Origin of the sequence: Kushneria indalinina DSM 14324 (assembly GCF_003385845.1) — a bacterium.
GTDB lineage: Bacteria > Pseudomonadota > Gammaproteobacteria > Pseudomonadales > Halomonadaceae > Kushneria > Kushneria indalinina.
In genome coordinates this window covers 566,093-586,859 of record NZ_QRDJ01000008.1, presented here as the reverse complement: position 1 = coordinate 586,859, position 20,767 = coordinate 566,093, and the positions used below count along the sequence as shown (strand labels likewise).

Below are 20,767 nucleotides of genomic sequence, written 5' to 3'. Positions count from 1 at the left end.
GGGCGCACGCTGTCTGACGGCATGAAAGGCAATGGAAGTATAATGAGATAACGCTACTGTTTGAAAAATAACTTAAGACAATGTGCTTTGAGCCGATGCGCTCTGCCGTTCACGCTGATGCCCCGGTCAGTGCCCTGCCCTGTCGGTGGAATAATCACCATAAAAAACGTCTCGCGGATGGCGCGAGACGTTTTTATATCGACGTACCTGTCGGCTACTAGCCCATGAAAAACTCCGTGGACGGCATCTGATCGCTTAGCCCGGTCAGCATCGGCTGGCCGGCTTCCATGGCGGACATCATGTCCGGCATGACCATTGGTGCCTCGATCGTGGCGTCGTTACCGCCCGACAGGGCCGCCAGCATGTCATCCTGTGCGGAAAATGCCAGAGCGGTGTCATTGCCGAACGGGGAGACATTGCTGAACGGGGAGACATCGCTGAACGGTGAGACATCGCTGTGCCAGACATCATGTGACTGCTGGCCATCCGACCGGCCGAACACGTCCCGCGCGGTGGCAAACGAACTCTGCTCGAACATCTGACCGAAGGTTCCAGCGCTATAGTCAGCATTCTGGCTGGAGAAGGCCTCGCTCATGGCATCGCGGTGATACTGCTCGTCGCTGAAGCTGATGGCCTGGTGCTGGGGACCCGAGCTCCATTCAAGACTGGTATGCTGAGAATGGACATTGCCCGCCCCCGGCGTGCCCAGCTGCGCCACAAGCTGACCGATGCCGGCAGTCACATCCTGGAAGAGATCCTCGAGCCCGCCAATCAGCGACAGATCGCTGCCCTGGTCATGCCCGGGCATCGGCGTGGCGTCAGAATTGTCTGCCTCGGCTGACCAGTCATTGACCCGCCCATACTCCATCCCCAGCAGATCGCCCATTTCCAGGGTGATGGCATCATCCGCCTGATAGCTGCCATCGATGGGCGTGAGGGTAATCTCGCCCTGATTGTAATGGGTGCCTTCGGACCACGCGTTATCGGTATTGACGGGCGCGTCGATCTCATAGCGATAGCCGCCTTCACCGTTGTCCACGATGTGGCGCTGACCGTCATTGGCGGCATCCGGCAGGGTAAAGGCAAAATCAGCCGAATTGGCATCAAGGGGCACATTGATGCTGAGCCCTTCGCCCTGCGGCAGCAGCTGGCTGCCGTTGCCTGCCTGAGTGGCCTGCAGATCACCGATGACGTTCACCAGAAAATCGGCGCTGGTGTCATACAGCCCGTCCGGCACGTCGCCGCTGTCATCGGTGCCCGCCGAGACGGCAATCGCCGGAATATCGTAGTTGAATACCGAGGCCACGGCGGCTCCCAGCGTTCCCGAACTGCTGGCCTGGAGGCCAACACTGGCGCCGTCATCCACGCCGGAGACGATCAGATCCGGCTGATCGGCACCCGTCAGCAGGGCATCCAGGCCGGTATAGACCGTGGTACTGGGGGTGGCGTCCACGTGATAGCCGGCCTCGTACTCGGTGACCTCGAAACTGCCCAGCGTCAGCGCACTGCCGGTCGCCTGCTGGCTGTCGGTCGGTGCCACCACCGTGACATCATAGCCGGCGTCCTGCAGCGCCTCGCGCGTGGTGGTCAGTCCCTGCGCCTCGTAACCGCCATCGTTGACCAGCATGATGTTGAGCGGCGCATGATCACCGGCAGGCGCCACGCCATCGGAGAGCAATTCTTCCAGACGTGTTTCCAGCGCGCTGCGTGCCTGCTCGTTGGCACCCCAATTGCCATCGATGGCGGAAACGGTAATGTTGCCGTCCAGGAACTGATCGCCTTCGTTGAACAGTCCGCCCGAGCTCTGCTGCTCAATGGCCTGCGAGCCGTAGGTGCCGTCCTCGTTTTCGGTAATGGGAAATTCGGTGCTCGATTTGCGGGTAATTTCGGTGAGTACGGCGCCATCAATATCGCCTTCCGGCACATTGACGGAAAGCCCCGTGCCCTCCGGCAGCAGCGGCTGCCCGTCCTGCTGCTGATCTTCAAGGCGCTGCAGCAGATCAACGGTATAGGCCGCTGCGTTGACGAACCCGGCATCACCGGCCTCGTCGGCGGCAGCCGACACGGCGATCGCCGGCAGGCCATGTTTGAGACCGGCCATGGCGCCATTGACGGTGCCAGAGATGTTCTCGCTGGTACCGATGTTCTCGCCCTTGTTGGTACCCGACACGACCAGATCGAAATGCTGATCGGCAAGCAGTGCATCGAGTGCCGTATCCACGGCCACGGCGGGGCGCCCATCAATCCAGTAGTTGCCGGCGTCATCGTACTGCGTCACAGCGATATCGGATGACAGCGCCTCTTCGCCGCCCAGTGAACTGCCCTGTGCGCTCTGATTTACCCTGGGGGCAGCGACCGTCACGTTGTGACCGGCAGCGCTCAGGGCTTCATGCAACGACTGGATACCGGGGGCTTCGTAACCGTCGTCATTGGTCAACAAAATATCGAGTGCCATTTCCTGTCTTCCTCACTGATCCGAACAGGGCCCATTGCCCGATCTCTTATTTTTGGCTTAACAGATGGCGTTTGGATGTCAGAAAGGTCAAACCGGGTAAAGTAATGCAACAAATTGAAAACGGCGCGCCATCAGAATGCAGGCATACAAAAACGCCCGGCACAGGGCCGGGCGTGGATCGATCACTGACAGCGGACTCAGCGCTTGAAGATGTCGCGGACGTCCTTCGCTTCCCAGTGCGGGAAGTGGCGACGGATCAGGTCGTTGAGCTCGACCTCAAAGGCCTGCCAATCGACGCTACCGCTGCCTTCGGTGCTGTCGGTCGCCTTGCGGATCATGCCGGCACCTACCGTCAGATTGGTCAGCCGGTCAATCACGATGAAGCTGCCGGTACCGGGGCTGGTGTCATAGGCATCCACCGGCACGGACTGGGTCAGCGTGACCTGACAGCGACCGATCTCGTTGAGGGCCAGCTGCTCGGCGTCATGATGCTCCAGCGTGTTCACATCGATGCCGTAGTCGATGGCACTGATCTGGCCGCTGACATCGCGGGTGGCCAGCTTGAAATCGTAGCCGCGACCGGGAGTCATTTCCCGCTCGTTCATCCAGACAATGTCGGCGACAAAGGCATTGGACATCGGCAGTTCGGTATCGGCCGCCACCAGCCAGTCACCGCGTGAGATATCCACCTCATCGGTGAGCGTCACGGTGATGGCCTGACCGGGCCATGCCTCGTCGAGATCACCATCAAAGGTCACGAGTCGTTCGACCGTGGACAGCTTGCCGGAAGGCATCACTTTCACCTGCTGGCCCGGGCGCAGGACACCGGCCGCCAGGGTGCCGGCATAGCCGCGAAAGTCCAGATTGGGCCGGTTGACGTACTGCACCGGAAAGCGCAGATCCGTCAGGTTCTGGTCGCGCGAGATTTCGACGTTTTCAAGCTGCTCCAGCAGGGGCACGCCCTCGTGCCAGGGCATGTTGGCGCTCGGGTTGACGACGTTGTCGCCTTCCAGCGCCGACATGGGCACAAAGGTTATATCAGGCGCCTTGAGGTTCTCGGCAAAGCTCAGGTAGTCGCGCTTGATCTCTTCAAAACGCTCCTGCGAGTACTCGACCAGGTCCATCTTGTTGACCGCGATCACCAGATGCTGAATACCCACCAGATCGGCGATAAAGCTATGGCGGCGCGTCTGCACCTGCACGCCGTAGCGCGCATCGATCAAAATGACCGCCAGGCTTGCGGTGGAAGCACCGGTGGCCATGTTGCGGGTGTACTGCTCGTGGCCGGGCGTATCGGCAATGATGAACTTGCGCTTGTCGGTCGAGAAGAAGCGATAGGCCACATCGATGGTGATGCCCTGCTCGCGTTCGGACTGAAGACCGTCGACCAGCAGCGCCAGATCCACGCGCTCGCCGGTGGTGCCGCGGGTTTTTGAATCCCGCGTCAGGGCCGCCAGCTGATCCTCATAGATCATTTTCGAGTCGTGCAGCAGTCGCCCGATCAGGGTCGACTTGCCGTCATCGACGCTCCCGCAGGTAATGAAGCGCAGCAGATCCTTGGCTTCATGCTCCTTGAGATACGCCTCGATGTTTTCGGCTATCAGGGATGATTGGTGTGCCATATGCGCCTCAGAAGTAACCTTCGCGTTTCTTGCGTTCCATGGAGCCGGCCTGATCGTGATCGATGGCGCGCCCGGAGCGTTCACTGGTACGGGTCAGGAGCATTTCCTGAATGATGTCGGGCAGCGTTGCCGCCTCGGACTCCACGGCCCCGGTCAGGGGATAGCAGCCCAGCGTTCTAAACCGCACGGACTTCATGTCGGGCACTTCACCCTCATTAAGCGGCATGCGCTCGTCATCAACCATGATCAGTGTGCCGTCGCGTTCGACGACCGGACGCTTGGCGGAGTAGTACAGCGGCACGATCGGAATCGATTCCAGATAGATGTACTGCCAGATGTCCAGCTCGGTCCAGTTGGACAGCGGGAAGACGCGAATCGACTCACCCTTGTTGATGTGGCCGTTGTACAGGCTCCACAGCTCCGGGCGCTGATTTTTCGGATCCCAGCGATGGTACTGATCGCGGAAGGAGTACACGCGCTCCTTGGCACGCGAGGCCTCTTCATCACGACGGGCCCCGCCGAAGGCGGCATCGAAACCATACTTGTCCAGCGCCTGCTTAAGCGACTGGGTCTTCATGATATCGGTGTACTTGGAGCTGCCGTGATCAAACGGGTTGATGCCCGCTTCACGCCCTTCCTCGTTGATGTGCTCGATCAGCTCCATGCCGGTTTCGGCCGCCATGCGATCACGAAACTCGATCATCTCGCGGAACTTCCACGTGGTATTGACGTGCATCAGCGGGAACGGCGGCGTGCCGGGATAGAACGCCTTGCGCGCCAGATGCAGCATGACCGAGGAGTCCTTGCCGATCGAATAGAGCATGACGGGGTTACGAAATTCGGCCGCCACCTCGCGAATGATATGAATCGACTCGGCTTCGAGCTGTTTCAGATGGGTTTGCCGCTCGGGAGAAAGCATGCGTGTCACAACCTCTCATGACCAAACGCCATCACCGCACGGCAATGACGCTATAAACAGGGTGTCTCGCGATAGGACAGCGTCACGAGCAAATAATGATGGCACTCACGTTAGCGAGCCCTCTTCATAACGTCAAAGAATCAACGTTTCTTCCTTTAGACATTTAAGCTATAAAAAGTGGCTCGCAAGCACCCCCACCGTGTCCTCGATCAGTCCGGAACGTATTCGACACGACTCGATAACAGAGGCCCCGGTGTCTCATTGCTGGACAGGCGTATCAGGCGAAAGCCGGCCGGCGCGCGCTCATCGACGGCAAAATCGGGACTATCAGGCACGAACTGCGCCGCAACAGCCGGCACCGACATGATCGGCACCCCGTCCTGCAGGCAGGTCCGCTCATGATGAATGTGACCACACAATACGGCGTGTACATGATCGTATCGGCCAAGTATGGCCCGGAAGGCGTCACGGTCTTCAAGACCGATCTCGTTCATCCAGGCCGCTTCCACGATGACGGGGGGGTGATGCAGCACAATCAGCGTCGGCGTGGTGTCACCTGCCAGCTGCGCCTCAAGACGCGCCAGCTGATCAACGCCCAGCCGGCCGCCCTCCTCCCCCTCGATCCAGCTATCGAGCAGAACGATCTGCCAGCCGTCAAGGTGAATGACCGTCTCCAGGGGCCGCACCTCGGCCATGGTGGCGGGATGATCATGATTGCCGGGCAGCCATGTCCAGCGACAGCCGAGCGCATCGAGCTGCTCGGCGGCGCGCTGATAAGAGGCGATCGAGCCGTCATCGCTGACATCACCGCTTAAGATGACCAGATCCGGCTGGCAAGCGGCAACGCGTGCCATCATCGAGCTCAGGCGCGCCTGAACATCAACGCCGCGATAGCGCTGCGCGGGATCGGCGCACAGATGGCTGTCCGAGAGCTGAACGATCAGCATGACAGGCTCCTTGAAACAGGATCACCGGCACGGGGCGGCCGGGATAAAGCGGCATGATAAACAGGGAAGGCACGAGCCGGGATGAATGACTGCAGGGCAATGAGCACCGCGCGATTCAGGGCGTTTCAAAGATGCGCGTGTCATGGCCGTGGGCCAGGCCATGCTCGAGCCACTCGCCCAGAAAGCGGTTGAGCTGCAGCTTCTCATCGGGCTGGTGCATATGGGCGTTGGGGTAGCGATAGCGACCTTCAAAGTGACGCTTGCGCTGAAAGTCGGTCACTTCCGCCATCTGCACATCGTGATACAGATGCACCACCATGCGCGGCGCGTCGATCATGTCATCGAGTACGCCACTCTGGAACACGCGTACGACGGTCGTATAGGGCGCACGCTCGACGACCTCGAGATGCAGTGTCCCGAAACGCGCGGTATGGCTGGCCAGCGGCAGCTCCACTCTTTCACCGGCCACGGTGTCGCCCAGCAGCCGATCCAGACGCACGAAGTTGGCCGTACACTCGGCCTGTAGCGTTCTTAGATCGGTAACGTAAGCGTTTCGTCTACTCAAATGACTATCTCCTTGCTCTGAGGGCCGGGCGCTCACGGGCCAGCCAGTACAGCGCAATCAGTAACATGGCATTGTTGATGGTACCGTCTTCCAGCAATCCCCAGGCATCACGAAAGGGTAGCACACGCACCATGATGTCCTCGTGCTCCTCTTCAAGCCCATGTATGCCGCCCAGATCACCTGAATCCACCAGCGCACAGTACAGCGTGATGTACTCATCACAGGCACCGGGGCTGGGGAAATAGCGATGAATCTCCAGCAGGTTCTGAGCGTGACACCCGGTCTCCTCAAGGACTTCACGACGGGCGACGTCTTCCGACGACTCCTCGGAATCGATCAAACCGGCGGCCGGCTCCAGCAGCCAGGGGCTGAACGCGCGCCCCATGGCGCCGGCGCGAAACTGTTCGACCAGCACCACCGCATCGCGTTCCACGTCATACAACAGCACGCCCACGGCGTCATGATGGCGGAACACCTCACGCGAGACGGTCTCGCTCCAGCCACCCTGGTACTGGCGATAGCGCACATCGACACGATCAAGATTGAAGAACCCGCGATGCAGCGGCGTGTCCTTGAGATGCTCGACATCGGTTTCGTTAAAACGCGGCACAGGCGTCGTGTCTTTCGTCGTCATCGGCTTTTCCCTGGAATGGATGAGGCTGCTGGCGCCAGACAGGCAGGGCGAACGGCAGTAACGCAGAGACGGCATGCGCCAGACAAGAGAAGTGTGGGCATGGTTATGGATGCTGCGCCAGAGACTTTCAAGATCACGCCGAGCGATGGCCTTGGCAGCACAATACGAGGCGATTATGGTAATCGCCCCATCATCATACGGACACTGTCTGCATGAAAGGACGCAACATGACCCGCTGGCGCGATCCGGCCAAGGACCCGCGCCAGGAGAAAAAGACCGATCTGATCACGCCCGAAGGGTTTGAGTCGATGCGAAGCCTGCTCGATCACCTGGTGCGCGTGCGCCGCCCCGAGCAGTCACGCAAGACCGGCGAGGCCGCCGCCCAGGGGGATCGCAGTGAAAACGCCGACTACACCTATAACAAGAAGGCGCTCAACGGCACCATCGCCCGGATCGCTTATCTGCAAAAGCGCCTCGACGCCCTGACCGTGGTCGATCGCCTGCCCGAGGACCGCAACAAGGTCTTTTTCAGCGCCTGGGTGACGCTGGAAGATGACGACGGCGAGGAGATGCGCATTCGTATTGTCGGCCCCGACGAGACCGACAACAAGAAGCACTGGATCAGCGTGGATGCGCCGCTGGCCCGCGCCCTGCTCGGCAAGGCGCTGGACGCCGAGGTGACGGTGGACGCCCCGGGCGGCGCGACCACATACATCATTACCGAGATCGATTACGCCGAGCGCTAGCGTGGCCGGCGAATCTCAACGCCGGCTGGCGCGATAAACCCGGAAGCGGCTGGTTTCCCTGAGCACCTCGACACGGCCAAAGTGCTTTTTCATCAGATCCATATAGGGCAGAAAGCTGTTGGCGACCAGATAGAGCGCGCCCTTGGGCGTGAGCTTCTTGCTGGCCTGCTCGATCAGCTTGCGGGCCGGGTCGATCGACACGCTGCGTTCCTGATGAAAGGCCGGATTGCTGACGATGGCGTCAAAGGGGCCTTCGACGGCCGCCAGCATGTCACTGGGAAGCACCTCGCCTTTCAGGTCGTTGGCCGACAGCGTGCGCCGGGTGGCTTCCAGCGCCAGGTGGTTGATATCCACCGCGGTCACTTCGGCACCCTGGCGCGCCAGCCAGGCGCTGATCACACCATCACCGCAGCCGGCATCCAGCACCTGCCCTTCCAGCGTCGGCAGCACCTCCAGCAGCATGCCTGTCCCGTCATCCAGTCGCCCATGCCCGAAGATGCCCGGGTGACTGACCAGGGTGAGATCCAGCGCCTCGAAGCGTGACCAGTGATCGCCGGCGTCTTCTGCCACGGTAGTGGCCTGATACAGCGAACAGCGCCGCGCATTGTCCAGTCGCTGATGCGACATGCCCCGCGCTTTAAGCTCGCCCGGTACCCGCTTGCCGCCGCCGTGATGCTCGCCGACGATGCGCAGCGTACTGCTCGGGGCACAGCAGGCATTGAGCTGATCCAGCCACCAGCGGCCCAGATCCATGGTCTTGGGCCAGAACAGCAGCGCGTCATTCATGCCTTCCGGCGGCGCCAGGCCTTCGACCACCTCATGGCCGTGCTTGCGCCAGACCTCAGAAATCAGATGATCCAGACTCCAGATGCGCCGTTTTGCGCCGTTCAAAAGCCCTTCATCCAGTGGCGGCGCGATCAGCCACTCCTCTTCCCTGATCGCGGGTGACTGTCGATCCAGCAATTGCCCCATGGGCGTGGAAAAACTCATGAATCCCCTGCTCTATTCAAATGGTGATCGGCCTGTTCTGTAACAGGACCATAAAGATAACGGTATATGTCCGAGCGTTTTCGAACACATCTCTCGAATGGCATGAAGAATATCAGCTCGGGCGGTAAACGCTGTAATGGAGATAGCGCCCCAGGCGCCAGTAGGGTTCGCGCTGGCAATAGCGGTGCTCCAGCTCGAAAAGCCTCTCAAGCGTGGCTTCATCCGGGTCGCGCTCGCGCAGATAATCATGAAACACGCGGATGCCCGTCACCGATCTGACCTCGAGCCCGGCATCCTCGAGCCAGCGCACGACATCCTCATGGCGCAGCGGCGAGATCGGCGTCAGGCGCTTGCGCTTGCCAAAGCCCGCCAGCTGATCATCCAGCACCTTCTGCAGGTTGCCCTTCACCACGTTGGAAAAGCGCAGCGCATCCTCGTTGAATACCATCAGCGACAGCCAGCCGCCGGGGGCGAGCTGCCCGGCCAGCAGATGGATCGCCGCCTGCGGGTCGATCAGCCACTCCAGCACGGCGTGACAGAACATCAGCGGCCAGGGCCCTGGCGCCACCTCAGGCAGACTCTGCAGATCATGCTGGTGAAAACGGGCATCGCTACCCGTCAGCCGCTCACGCGCGGCATCAAGCATATCCTCGGCCGGCTCCAGCAGGGTGACCGGGTGGCCGCGCTCGTTCGCCCAGTGCGACATCTGCCCCAGGCCCGCCCCGACATCCACCAGCGGCTGGCCCTGCATCGGGATGGAAGACTCGATGGCGCGCGTCAACAGCGCCAGACGCAGCCGACCGCGGGAGTGGTTATACAGGGAGGTTTCAAACTTCTCGGCCATGCCATTGAAGTGGCGGTCCGTGGTGATGCGTTCTCTCATGCGGGCTCGATTGGCAGCGTTGATGCGTCAGGGTTTCACTATACGCATGAAATCCCTATAATGGCGCCCGCTTCGCCCCCGTAGCTCAGCTGGATAGAGCGTCCCCCTCCTAAGGGGAAGGTCTCAGGTTCGAATCCTGACGGGGGCGCCATCGATTACCCTTCCGAATTATCTTCTCCCCCCGTTTTTGATGTTGCTTTTTGAGATGCGTCAGCACTCAGCACCATGCTGACGAGCCCTGGCGCTCTATCCGGCTACGTCTGCTGCTGACACTTCAACAAGAGCAAGGGCCTGCCCTGCAATTCACTATCAGGATGCAGGGCAGGCCCTTTATCGTTCAAACGATTGACCTTGACCGAACAGGCTTCATGACGGATACAGCATCATGTTCTGTCAGCACGCCGCGCTTTCACGGCCGTTCTGAAGGCCATCGCCACGGCCAGTGCCAGAATACCAAACGAGAGCGCGAGAAAAGCGCCGCTGATGGGACTGGTCATAAAGACACTCCAGTCACCTCGCGACAGCAGCAGCGCCCGGCGGAAATTTTCCTCCAGCATCGGGCTCAGGATGAAGCCCAGAATCAACGGTGCCGGGGGAAAGCCCAGACGCAGCAGACCATAACCGATCAGGCCAAAGATCATGACCACGAAGATATCGAACGTGGCGCTGTTGATGCTGTACACCCCGATGCAGATCAGTGTGAGTATGGCCGGGTAAAGCACCGAATAAGGGATCTGAAGCAGCCGGGTCCAGAGACCGATCAGCGGGATATTGAGCACCAGCAACATCATATTGCCGATCAAAAAGCTGACGACCAGCCCCCAGAAGAGATCAGGATGATCGGCAATCAGCCCGGGGCCGGGATCGATACCGTGGATCATCAGTGCACCAAGCATGACCGCCATCACGGCGTCACCGGGTACCCCGAGCGTCAGTGAAGGAATAAAGGCCGCCTGGGCTGCGGCATTGTTGGCCGACTCCGGCGCCGTCAGCCCCTCTACCGCCCCCTTGCCGAAACGCTCCGGGGTTTTGGTCAGACGTCGCTCCAGCGCATAGGCCAGAAAAGAAGCCATCGCGGCACCCGCCCCCGGCAGTACACCGCAACCGGCTCCCAGCGCAGAGCCTCGCCCGGTGGAAGGCAGAGATCGCCGAATATCGTCACGGCTGGGCAACATGCTGCGAAGTCCGAAGCTCTCCTTTTGAGTACTGCGATGACGATGCGCTGTCGCCATGACCTCGGAGACGCCAAAAAGGCCCATGGCCACAGACACGATATTGAGACCGTCAGCCATATAGGGGATGCCCAGGGTATACCGGAACTGTCCGGAGTTGACGTCCTGCCCCACGATGCCCAGAAACAGACCGAGTACGACCATGAACAACGAGCGCAGAAAGGTCCCGCCGCCAATCGCTGCCGCGCCAATAAGTGCCAGCAGCAACAGCGAGAAATACTCTGCTGCCCCGAACTCCAGCGCAAAGGACGCCAATAACGGCGCAAATCCGCCTACCAGAACAACGCCGAAGATGCCGCCCACGAAAGAGGCGATCGCGGTCAAAAAAAGCGCAATACCGGCACGCCCCTGCTGGGCCATGGGATAGCCTTCCAGCGCCGTGACCGCCGCCGCCGGCGTACCGGGCAGATTGAGAAGAATGGAGGCCGTCGAGCCACCGTACTGACCACCGTAATAGATCCCCGCCAGCATGATGATGGCTTCGGTCTGGGGGATGTAAAACGTGATGGGCAGCAGCATGGCGATCGCCGGCAGCGGGCCGACGCCCGGCAGCACGCCCACCACCATGCCCAGAAACACGCCGAGAAAGCAGTACATCAATGCCGACCAGGTCAGCGCCACCGACGCTCCCTGCGCGAGGTTGGCAAACAGTTCCATTACCACACTCCCCGAATGAGCGTGAAGGGCAGGCCGAGCCCGACCACAAAGATCAGCACCACCAACAGCGGCACCCCGATACACAGCGCCACAAGCCGTTTGATACTAAAGGTTGGCGCCGCCAGCGTACTCACGATGACCAGCGCCAGACAGGCCGGAATCAGTCCTGCCGGTTGAAGCAACAGCCCGAAAAGGGCGATCGACAGCGGCACGCAGATAAGAGAACGCCGGCTGTTTGCGGCCTCTTCCCGGGCGTCGTCGGCAGCCTTGTCTTCGGACGTAGAATCAGCGGCTTTCCCGAAAAGCGCCCTGAGGGCAACGCCCATCCCCAGAAGCACCATGAGGCCCCCCAGCAGCATGGGATAGAACCCCGGCCCCATTCGACCTGCCGTCCCGAGGCGGTAATCCAGCGCCCCCACGACGACGGCAAGACCCAATACGATCATGACCAGCGCTGAAATCCAGTCGACCGGCGCCAGTGCCTTCAAGGACCGCATTTTCATGGCACGCTCCTACCAGGATCCAACGGGTTTGGACGGGTCGGTCCGAGGCGGCTCTGGATAGTGAAGCCCGCGCTGCCCTGAAAGACCCCGGTTATGATGAGGCTGATGCGCCGGCGCTTCGGTGCCGACCAGTTGACCATCACGAATCCATTCCAGGTCTTCACCGTAAAGGTGTTCGAGAAGCGACCCCTTCAGACGTTCCACGATATCGACATGATCGGGATCGTCGATTCGGTCGACCTCCTCCAGCGGATCTTCCTGCAGATCGAACAGCTGGAAATGGTTGCCTGCGGGGTACCAGATCAACTTGTAGCGCTCATCGCGAATCATTCTGGTAGCCCGCACCCCGGCAGACGCCTCCCCGTAGAAGGTATGACGCCGTTCGCCGTTCACCGCACTCCTGCCGTCGCCGCCCTCGGGCATGGGGAGACCAGCCAGTTCCAGAAGGCTTGGCATGATGTCCTGAAGCCCCATGAGACGGTCATCGGTCGCCCCGGGCGTCACGCGCCCGCCATCGCGCTTGTCGATGAGCATGAACGGCACGCGCGCCGAGCCTTCATACATCAGTCGTTTGGCATAAAACCCATGATCGCCCAGCATGTCGCCGTGATCGCCGGTAAAACAGATGATGGTGTTATCGAGCAGCCCTTCTTCCCTCAACGTCCCGATCAGTACGCGAATCTGATGGTCGATATGCGTACACAGGGCGTAGAACGCTCGCAGCATGTTGGCATGCTGCACCGGGGCCAGATCGCGCCAGTACTCCTGCACGGCACGTAGCACATAGGGCAGGTTTTCCGTATCCCGGGACCATTCCGACCCGGTCGGCACCGGCATGTCGCGGTCGCGATAGCGCTCCAGATAGGAGGCAAGCGGGACCAGCGGCGGATGCGGCGCCGTATAGGAGACATACCAGAACCCGGGCCGAGTAGGGTCGCGACGCTTGATCATGCGTGCCGCGGTAGTGGTCGTCCAGGAGGTAACATGGGTGTGCTCCGGCAGGTGCCAGGGTCGCCATTCATATTCATTGTTGCTCATGCCGTGCAAAAACTGCTGCCCGACACATCCTGAATCCGCCAGATATATCTCGTAGTCATCCGGACCATCGATCTGCCCGCGCCCTTCCTCGGCAAGCCATGCCTCTTCAAAACCGATGCGATCACGCGTTGGATAGACGTGCAGCTTGCCCGTCATGGCGGTCTGGTAACCGTTGTCCTTGAAGCACTGCGGCAGCGTGGGCAGATCCTTTGGCATGGGCAATGAAGGCTGAAATTCCCGATCACCGTGCAACCGGGAGCTGGCACCGGTCATGATCGACCGCCGTGAAGGAATGCAGATCGGCGTCTCGGCATAGCACCGGGTATAGCGTGTGCCCAGCTCCGCCAGCCGATCCAGCGTGGGCGTCTCGATGACGGGATGGCCGGCACAGCCCAGCAGATCGGCCGGCCATTGATCCACGCAGATGAATAAAACGTTGGGCCTTGAGTCAGACATCGATGACCTTCCATGAAAGAGTGAGCGCCGCCGCAGATCGATGTTGAGACCGATCCGCGACAGATTCGACGTGATCTGTTCCGGAACTAGTGCGTTGACACATCAGCCATCTCGACCAGCTCGCCAAGTGTCTCGGACTGCGTGTCAACAAAGGTGGCGAACTCATCCGCGGTACCACCGATCACTTCAATGCTGACCGCTTCCAGCCGCTGACGAACAGCCGGCTCATCAAGCACCTTGTTCATGGCTTCGTTGAGTCGCTCGGCAATCGCGGGATCGATGTCCGCCGGTGCAAACAGGCCATGCCAGGACGTGAACACCATGTCGACCCCCAGCTCGGAGAGTGTGGGGACATCCGGCAGCGCCTGTGCCCGTTCTGCGCTGGTCACCGCCAGCGCCTTGATCGAGCCTTCCCGAACGGCGGGCACCATCGTGCCATCGATGAAGGCGCCGACTTCACCGCCAATCAGGGCCGTACGGGCAGGAGAAGACCCCTGATAGGGAATGTGCAGCCCTTCAAAACCAAGCAGCGATTCAAGATATTCAAACGACAGGTGCTGAGGCGTCCCGATCCCTGCCGAAGCGTAATCGATGTCCTCCGGACGAGACTCCGCAAGCTCCCTGAACTCTTCGAAGGTGGATACGTCGAGCCGGGGGCCAACCCCCAGTACCAGTGGCACGGAGGTAATCTGAACGATGGGCGTAAAATCAGCGACCGGGTCGTAGGCAAGGTCGTCGTAGACATGCGGGTTGATACCATGCGTCGCGATGTCACCAAGCAACAGCGTATAGCCGTCAGCGTTGGCGCGTGACACCTCGCCACTGCCGATGGTGCCACCGGCGCCGGCCCGATTTTCCACGACCACCGGCTGGCCCAGCTCCTTGCTGAGCGGCTCACTCAATGTTCGGCCGATGAGATCAACGTTACCGCCGGGCGAATAGGGCACGATCAGATGAATCGGCTTTTGCGGCCAGTCTCCCTGGCCTGCCTGCGCACCTGAAAACGCCAGCGAACCCAGGAGTATGCCCACCAGAGGCAAGGCAATGCGTTTGAACATGATGTTGTCCCTTTTGGTCATGTAGAGTGACGCGCCTTTTCCAGAACCCGTTATCGGTTTTATAAGCGCTGCTGATGAGAACTTCTCTTTTGAATCAGCCTGGAAAGGCATCCGGCAACGTTATCGTTCCATTCAAGGGTCAAACGGGACGGAACCTGACGTGCGAGGATGACTTTTGATCCACAATAACCAATAGAATTTGATAATCTAATAAGAATCACTTATTTGAGACTCAAGTCTAACGCCGTGAATTTAAACTACCTTTTATCGATCGCCGTACTGGCGGAAGAGCGTCACTTTGTCAGGGCGGCTGCCAGGCTGGGCATCAGCCAGTCGGCGCTGACACAGCAGGTACAGAGAATCGAGCGCGAGCTGGGGCTGACCCTGTTTTCACGTACCCAGCGTCAGGTCGTGATTACCGAAGCGGGCAAGGCCTTTGTGGAGGAGGCTCGACGTGTCCTGACGCAATACGACATTGCCATCGATGCAGCACGCCGGGCATCAAAGGGAGAGATCGGGAAACTTAGACTGGGGTTCGTGGAAAATGCCGCGCTTCACCTGCTCCCCCGAACGGTATCGCGCTTTCGGCGTCATCATCCCCATGTGCGACTGGAGTTGAACGAGCTGATCTCTGCCCAGCTTGTTCAGGCGCTGCAGGAAGAGACGCTCGATGCCGCCCTGATGAGGCCCATTGCAGGCCTTGATGCCCTGAAGACCATGACGCTGCTGCGCGAGCCGTATCAGGTCGCGCTGCCTGCCGATCATCCGCTGGCGCAGAAAACCGCAATCGCCTTCGCGGATATCGTGACCGACGGCATGATCATTGCGCCGGCCAAAAAATCGACCTACCTGCTCTCGGTCTTCCGGCCACTCTGTGAGCGCCACAATGTGGAATTCACCATCGCCCAGGAAGTTGAACAACTGCATGCGATCATTGGCCTGGTCGGCGCAGGCCTTGGGTATACGCTGCTGCCCCGCTCGGCGGCTGCCCTGTCGATAGAAGGTGTGGTGTACCGCCCACTGGCCGACCCTGAAGCCCCACAGGCCGAACTGGTTCTGGCCTGGTCGGCAAATGCCACCAATCCAGTGCTGAACAACTTTCTGGCCGTCGCCAGAGACGCTTCTCGGCAATAGGCCCGACATGTTCAAGGGGCAGGACCACACTGAACCTTGCCGGACCTCGGCAACGGGTGTCAGAAGCCAATGAAATGAGCGACCGTCAACCTGACCGCACCACGTTATTACCGGCTTCCCCTGCAGCGACAAAAAAGCCCCGCCGAAGCGGGGCTTTTTCGTTTATCGAGGCACATCTGGCAACTGATCAGGCAAACAGAAAGTCTTCCGACCCCATTGCGTAGTGCAGCTCCCCCATCGGTGCGCCCGGGTCATACTTGGGGATGCCGATCAGCGTGACCGTATTGGTGCCTGCTCCGTCGTCGATCATCAGGTCAATACCGCTGCCGTTATACATCGAATGGATATCGTCGAAGGCCAGCGCTTCACCATCCGTGCCGGTCAGCCCGGACACATCGATGCGATCGATACCCAGTTCAAAGTCAGTGATGACACTACCCCACCAGGCATCATCGTCGCCCAGCACAAAACTGTCGGGCGCATTTTCGGTACCGCTGACCGTGCCCTCGACCATGACATCCGTAAAGGGGCCCTCGGGCGCCGGCGCCATTTTGGAAATCATGTCACGACGATCCGACAGGGTATTGGGCCCGCCGGCCAGGTCGCTCAGACGCAGGGCAAAATCGTTGTCATCCAGCCCGGACGGGCCGCTGTCGCGATAGAGATAGAAGTCGTCTTCAAAAAACACGGGAATCACGGCATCGCCACTGTCCATTTCGCCTGCCATGGTGAACGCCTCTTCGAGCGAGCCGGCATCCCAGGCGGTCACGGCATAATCAAAATCGATGGTCTCAAAGGAGGCCATGATCTCATCGTTCACAAACAGCGTGTCCTGCATGCCATCAAAGCCGATCAGCGTATCGATGCCATCGCCATCCTGACCGTATCGTGATGCATCCTCGGGAAAATACAGCACATCCGCACCATTGCCGCTCCCGCCCAGCACGATGGTCTCCTGCACTGCGGCAGAGGCCGTGTACTCAAGCCCGCCTTCCAGCGCGCTGGCATCGGTATAGGTGACCGCCGTGCTCTCGATGGCGCTGTTGTCCCATTCAATGCGGCCATTGCCACTGAGCATCAGCGTTTCAAGCGTCTCGCCCTGAGCGGTGGCCGAAAGCGTCTCGCCGGATCTGGCACGGCTCTCGTTGAACTGTGCGTTCAACGCCAGCGTGTCGACGTCTTCCGGCAATACAAACGTTTGGTCACCGCCTTTGTTAAAGGCGAAGGATTGGGTCCTGGTTGGCTGCGGCATGTGTTCAACTCCCTTGAACGTATTCTTGTTAAACAGCAGGATCTTTAATGTAGTCCGCTACCAAAAAAGAACTACAACTTTCCCCAATCTTTTGGTATGCCTCCGATCAATTAAGTTTGAAAACAGGATCACCCCGTCTCCGGCTCGGGATTTACCTGCCCATCAATCATCCTCGATCAGCCGTTTTCCCATCGTGACGACCTCATTTTCCTCAAAGCCCAGCGCGCGATAGTAGTCTTCCAGTCCTGACTGACCACGACGCACCATCAGCATAAGCTTCGGACAGCCCCGCTCGATCAGAAGCCGCTCAGCCTGCTCGATCAGCGCCCGGCCATACCCCTGCCGCTGATGCTCGGGATCAACCGTCAGATAGTAGAGCCACCCGCGGTGGCCATCGAAGCCCACCATGGCGGATGCCATCACGCCGCCATCCTGATCGGTACCGACCAGAAACAGCGTCGGGTCCTCACTGCATTTACGCTCGATATCCCGCACGGGATCGTTCCAGGGGCGCGTCAGGCCGCAGCGCTGCCAGAGCGCGATGACCGCTGCCTGATCCTCAAGCTTGAACGTTCGAATCTTCAAAAGGCTCTCCTTATAGGTCTACGTGTTTTGGTCAATAACGTGCCACACCCTGTTGCTCGCCAAAGCAGGAAGGCTGGAAAAGGGTGGATCGGGGCGCAACCGTTACATCAGGACAAGTGGGTTGGGTTATTGGCGCTACTCTTCAGTAAGCAGGCGCACATATCTCGAAGGGAGGCCGCGATGATATTCGAAGGGTTTCAGCTTGAAATGATCAAATTATCCGAGGCCACCCTGCGTGTCAGACACGGCGGCTCCGGTCCGCCGGTACTGTTGCTACACGGCCACCCACGTACACATGCCACCTGGCACCGGGTCGCATCGCTACTGGCCCCCTACTACACCGTGGTTTGCCCTGATTTGAGAGGTTTCGGTCAATCCTCCCAGCCAGCGGACACGCCGGATCATGCCGGTTCTTCCAAACGTGCCAAGGCGCGCGACTGTGTCGAGCTGATGCAGCACCTTGGCTTTGATCACTTCACGATCGTGGGGCACGACCGGGGCAGCTATACCGCCTTTCGCACTGCCATGGACTACCCCAACGTCATCGAACGCGCCGCCATACTGGATGGCGTCCCGATTCTGGAAGCCCTGGAGCAGTGCGATGCCCGCTTTGCCACGGCGTGGTGGCACTGGTTTTTCTTCGCCCAGCCAGAGAAACCGGAACGCGCCATTCTTGCTGATCCTGATGCGTGGTATGGCACTGATCCACACATCATGGGGCCGGAAGCGTATGCCGATTTCCAACAGGCCATTCATGACCCGGAGGTTGTGCACGGCATGATTGAAGATTACCGCGCAGGCCTGGGCATTGATTATCTGCATGACAGAGAAGACCGCGATCAGGACCGGCGCCTTCAGTGCCCTACCCTGGTGCTGTGGTCACTGCGTGATGATCTGGAGCGACTTTATGGCGATGTACTGGAAGTGTGGCGGCCATGGACCACCACACTCTCAGGTCACGGTATCGACTGCGGTCACCATATGGCCGAAGAAGCGCCAGAAGCATTGGCCAACGCCCTGCTCAGGTTTTTCAGGCAATAGACATTAACCCTGCCCCTCCCTTCCCTATCCCATGAATCAAACGCCTCGGTGACGAAGCCACCAGTCCGAATAGCGCAGCGGCCGGAACAGGCTAAAGCGAGGCGTGATCATTTCATTCTGGCGAGCGAAAGAGCTCGTGATGAGTACTGCTTTTGTCTCACCTTCCTGTTACACAACTTTACTTAATCAGCGCGCTCGAATATTGTGCTGAAAAGACTTTTAGAGCTTGCCGAGGATCGCAAGAGACAACCGCTTTCAGGTCAGCGCGGCAACGTGTATCACAGAGTCGGCTTTTGACCCCACACCACTCGGTGTGGCCGGTGTGGAATGGCAAGGAAACGCAAGGTTTTTTGGGACCGTCGAATCGCTACGAGGCCCAGTGCTGGCGCGGATCGGCGCCTCTTGCAGGGGTGACCCATTTAACGCAGGCGGGGCGGGGAGTCGACAGCGCGTAGAGAGCATCATCCGAATTGGAAGCCTCAACCTTACAAAAATATTTTTCGCATTGCTTACAACTATATAGGTGCACCTTGGAATTGATCGAAAAAAAATACAGAGATACGCCGAAAAAAAACAAAAAATACATTAAAAGGTTGAGAGATTTAATAAATGCCTTGCTTGCTAAAGAAAGATATATTGAGGCCAACTATTTTTTTAAAGAGCTTTATACATTAAAACCCGATCACGCTTACACTTTAAAAACAGGATATAAGCTATCAATAAGAACTTTTAACAAAAAAGAAGCAGCTATATACGAAGAAAAACTAACATCTCTCAACCACCCCGAACTCGAAATAATTTGGTACAGATTGCAGTTATTTTTTGCACTCAATTATAAAAAGGGGGCCGAATCATGTTGCGAATACATCTTATCTAACGAAGTAGAAAATGAGCGCCTTTCATTTATTTTAGAATCTTGCATCAAATTCAAAAGCGAACTAATAGCTTTTTATTTTTCCAAATACCTCCAAGAAAATAAATTAAGTTTAAAATCAGCTAATCAAAAAACCGAAATTAAAAAACTTCTTATTCCACGACTTATCAAAGCCCTTCCTTATCAAAATGACCAACTTCTTAATTATTAAATTGCTTGATAAATATAGTATTTCAGTATCAGAAACATCTGTCTATGGCACTGTTGAAATTAGACCTCATGGAAATGATTTTCCCTTTGAAATTGATACTTTTAAAAAATCTGCGAACAGTCATGGCTTAGATTACGAACAATACATGTTTAGCGCCAGAGTTGCCACGTGTTTAACATCTAAAAATATTCAAGAAGCACTCAATAGCGCCGAAAACACATTTAACGAGATCCTAGATCTAAAAGCAGTTGAAACATCTATATCGAAATTAAAAATTTCCAGCATTGGACTTATAAAAAACATGGACACTGGGGAAACATTCCCACTTGAAAAAGTGGGGTTCGAGGGAGCAATGGGTTTTTTAATTCAAAGAAACAGTATACGAAGCTATGACTGGATAAACTATTTACTATCTTTAGATAACGATCTTAGCCAGAGGTATTCCCGATCACTACACTGGTCGAGAAAAAGCAACTATGAGAGCAACAAACAACTCAGAATATTATTTAACTGGTTTGCTCTTGAAGCGCTTCTTAAAGAATCCGTTAATGATAACATCGTTGGCATGGTCAGGTGGTTCTTAGGCTTCCCAAATGGAAAGCATAGAAAAGATGTAACAGCAAACACGATTCAGAAGCTTGAAACCCATAAAGATTATTCTTTTTGGGCGAAAAAGTTAGTCAAAGATATCGACAGTATTAGAAACTTCCGGAATGACTCAGTACATTCAGGCTTTAGAATTATGGATTTTGAAAAGAACACCTTAGAACTATATGAAAATATAACAAAATTTAGTGTTTCAAGATGTCAAGGATTGGCCAATACAGCGTTACTGGATGGTTTGAAAAACGTAGAAGAATTTAAAGAAAATGTAGGGATCTTGTTTGAAAAAACACCGAACGCAGTAAACGATGTGCACAATACAATAATTTATTCTTTAAACAATCCAGACTTAACTTAATTTA

The 20,767-nt window shown here is 57.7% G+C and carries 19 protein-coding genes and 1 tRNA gene; 6 read left to right on the top strand and 14 right to left on the bottom strand.

Annotation, left to right across the window (positions count from 1 at the left end; all coding sequences use genetic code 11):
* Positions 1-217 precede the first annotated feature (217 nt).
* From surE to C8D72_RS13610, 6 genes are all read right to left on the bottom strand, one after another.
* Complete coding sequence (gene surE, locus C8D72_RS13635) at positions 218-2,455, bottom strand: 5'/3'-nucleotidase SurE (protein WP_115854965.1); 2,238 nt, start codon at positions 2,453-2,455, stop codon at positions 218-220.
* Positions 2,456-2,652: 197 nt separating this feature from the next.
* Positions 2,653-4,077 carry a sulfate adenylyltransferase subunit CysN gene (gene cysN, locus C8D72_RS13630; RefSeq protein WP_115854964.1) on the bottom strand — a complete coding sequence of 475 codons (1,425 nt, stop codon included), beginning with the start codon at positions 4,075-4,077 and terminating at the stop codon, positions 2,653-2,655.
* 7 nt (positions 4,078-4,084) lie between these two features.
* Positions 4,085-4,996, bottom strand: coding sequence for a sulfate adenylyltransferase subunit CysD (cysD, locus tag C8D72_RS13625; protein ID WP_115854963.1), 912 nt, complete (start codon positions 4,994-4,996; stop codon positions 4,085-4,087).
* A 209-nt stretch (positions 4,997-5,205) separates the two neighbouring features.
* The gene (locus C8D72_RS13620) at positions 5,206-5,943 is read right to left on the bottom strand and encodes a phosphodiesterase (RefSeq protein ID WP_115854962.1); all 738 of its coding nucleotides are present in this window, start codon (positions 5,941-5,943) and stop codon (positions 5,206-5,208) included.
* 115 nt (positions 5,944-6,058) lie between these two features.
* Entirely contained in the window at positions 6,059-6,508 is a 450-nt protein-coding gene (locus C8D72_RS13615) for a DUF1249 domain-containing protein (protein WP_115854961.1), read from the bottom strand.
* A gap of 4 nt (positions 6,509-6,512) precedes the next feature.
* Positions 6,513-7,142, bottom strand: coding sequence for an NUDIX domain-containing protein (locus tag C8D72_RS13610; protein WP_115854960.1), 630 nt, complete (start codon positions 7,140-7,142; stop codon positions 6,513-6,515).
* Between the two features lie 212 nt (positions 7,143-7,354).
* Between C8D72_RS13610 and greB the strand changes: the two genes are divergently transcribed.
* Positions 7,355-7,888: a transcription elongation factor GreB gene (gene greB, locus C8D72_RS13605; RefSeq protein WP_115854959.1), complete on the top strand. Its 534-nt coding sequence runs from the start codon at positions 7,355-7,357 to the stop codon at positions 7,886-7,888.
* Positions 7,889-7,903: 15 nt separating this feature from the next.
* Here greB and C8D72_RS13600 read toward each other — a convergent pair whose 3' ends face one another.
* Both C8D72_RS13600 and C8D72_RS13595 read right to left on the bottom strand, forming a co-directional pair.
* The gene (locus tag C8D72_RS13600; RefSeq protein ID WP_115854958.1) at positions 7,904-8,878 is read right to left on the bottom strand and encodes a class I SAM-dependent methyltransferase; all 975 of its coding nucleotides are present in this window, start codon (positions 8,876-8,878) and stop codon (positions 7,904-7,906) included.
* A 112-nt stretch (positions 8,879-8,990) separates the two neighbouring features.
* The gene (locus tag C8D72_RS13595) at positions 8,991-9,761 is read right to left on the bottom strand and encodes a methyltransferase domain-containing protein (RefSeq protein ID WP_115854957.1); all 771 of its coding nucleotides are present in this window, start codon (positions 9,759-9,761) and stop codon (positions 8,991-8,993) included.
* 74 nt (positions 9,762-9,835) lie between these two features.
* Between C8D72_RS13595 and C8D72_RS13590 the strand changes: the two genes are divergently transcribed.
* Positions 9,836-9,912: transfer RNA gene (locus C8D72_RS13590), tRNA-Arg, on the top strand.
* A 232-nt stretch (positions 9,913-10,144) separates the two neighbouring features.
* Here the strand turns inward: C8D72_RS13590 and C8D72_RS13585 are convergent.
* From C8D72_RS13585 to C8D72_RS13570, 4 genes are all read right to left on the bottom strand, one after another.
* Complete coding sequence (locus C8D72_RS13585) at positions 10,145-11,650, bottom strand: tripartite tricarboxylate transporter permease (protein WP_115854956.1); 1,506 nt, start codon at positions 11,648-11,650, stop codon at positions 10,145-10,147.
* Entirely contained in the window at positions 11,650-12,153 is a 504-nt protein-coding gene (locus C8D72_RS13580) for a tripartite tricarboxylate transporter TctB family protein (protein ID WP_115854955.1), read from the bottom strand. The genes C8D72_RS13585 and C8D72_RS13580 overlap by 1 nt, the downstream gene beginning before the upstream one ends.
* A 9-nt stretch (positions 12,154-12,162) precedes the next feature.
* Positions 12,163-13,647 (bottom strand): sulfatase-like hydrolase/transferase, encoded by a 1,485-nt coding sequence (locus C8D72_RS13575; RefSeq protein WP_115854954.1) that lies wholly within the window; start codon positions 13,645-13,647, stop codon positions 12,163-12,165.
* An 86-nt stretch (positions 13,648-13,733) separates the two neighbouring features.
* Positions 13,734-14,705 carry a Bug family tripartite tricarboxylate transporter substrate binding protein gene (locus C8D72_RS13570; protein ID WP_170140607.1) on the bottom strand — a complete coding sequence of 324 codons (972 nt, stop codon included), beginning with the start codon at positions 14,703-14,705 and terminating at the stop codon, positions 13,734-13,736.
* A 246-nt stretch (positions 14,706-14,951) separates the two neighbouring features.
* Between C8D72_RS13570 and C8D72_RS13565 the strand changes: the two genes are divergently transcribed.
* Positions 14,952-15,839 carry a LysR family transcriptional regulator gene (locus C8D72_RS13565; RefSeq protein ID WP_147301542.1) on the top strand — a complete coding sequence of 296 codons (888 nt, stop codon included), beginning with the start codon at positions 14,952-14,954 and terminating at the stop codon, positions 15,837-15,839.
* Positions 15,840-16,026: 187 nt separating this feature from the next.
* Here C8D72_RS13565 and C8D72_RS13560 read toward each other — a convergent pair whose 3' ends face one another.
* Positions 16,027-17,091: a hypothetical protein gene (locus C8D72_RS13560; RefSeq protein WP_115854951.1), complete on the bottom strand. Its 1,065-nt coding sequence runs from the start codon at positions 17,089-17,091 to the stop codon at positions 16,027-16,029.
* Positions 17,092-17,253: 162 nt separating this feature from the next.
* On the bottom strand, positions 17,254-17,676 hold the full coding sequence (locus tag C8D72_RS13555; protein ID WP_115854950.1) for a GNAT family acetyltransferase: 423 nt from the start codon (positions 17,674-17,676) through the stop codon (positions 17,254-17,256).
* 180 nt (positions 17,677-17,856) lie between these two features.
* Between C8D72_RS13555 and C8D72_RS13550 the strand changes: the two genes are divergently transcribed.
* The 3 genes from C8D72_RS13550 to C8D72_RS17390 all read left to right on the top strand — a co-directional run bounded on the left by C8D72_RS13550 (position 17,857) and on the right by C8D72_RS17390 (position 20,763).
* Positions 17,857-18,717, top strand: coding sequence for an alpha/beta fold hydrolase (locus C8D72_RS13550; RefSeq protein ID WP_211308852.1), 861 nt, complete (start codon positions 17,857-17,859; stop codon positions 18,715-18,717).
* 530 nt (positions 18,718-19,247) lie between these two features.
* Complete coding sequence (locus C8D72_RS17395) at positions 19,248-19,802, top strand: hypothetical protein (RefSeq protein WP_211308851.1); 555 nt, start codon at positions 19,248-19,250, stop codon at positions 19,800-19,802.
* A complete protein-coding gene (locus C8D72_RS17390) occupies positions 19,780-20,763 on the top strand; it encodes a hypothetical protein (RefSeq protein WP_147301540.1) in 984 nt (327 codons plus the stop codon). The genes C8D72_RS17395 and C8D72_RS17390 overlap by 23 nt, the downstream gene beginning before the upstream one ends.
* Positions 20,764-20,767 lie beyond the last annotated feature (4 nt).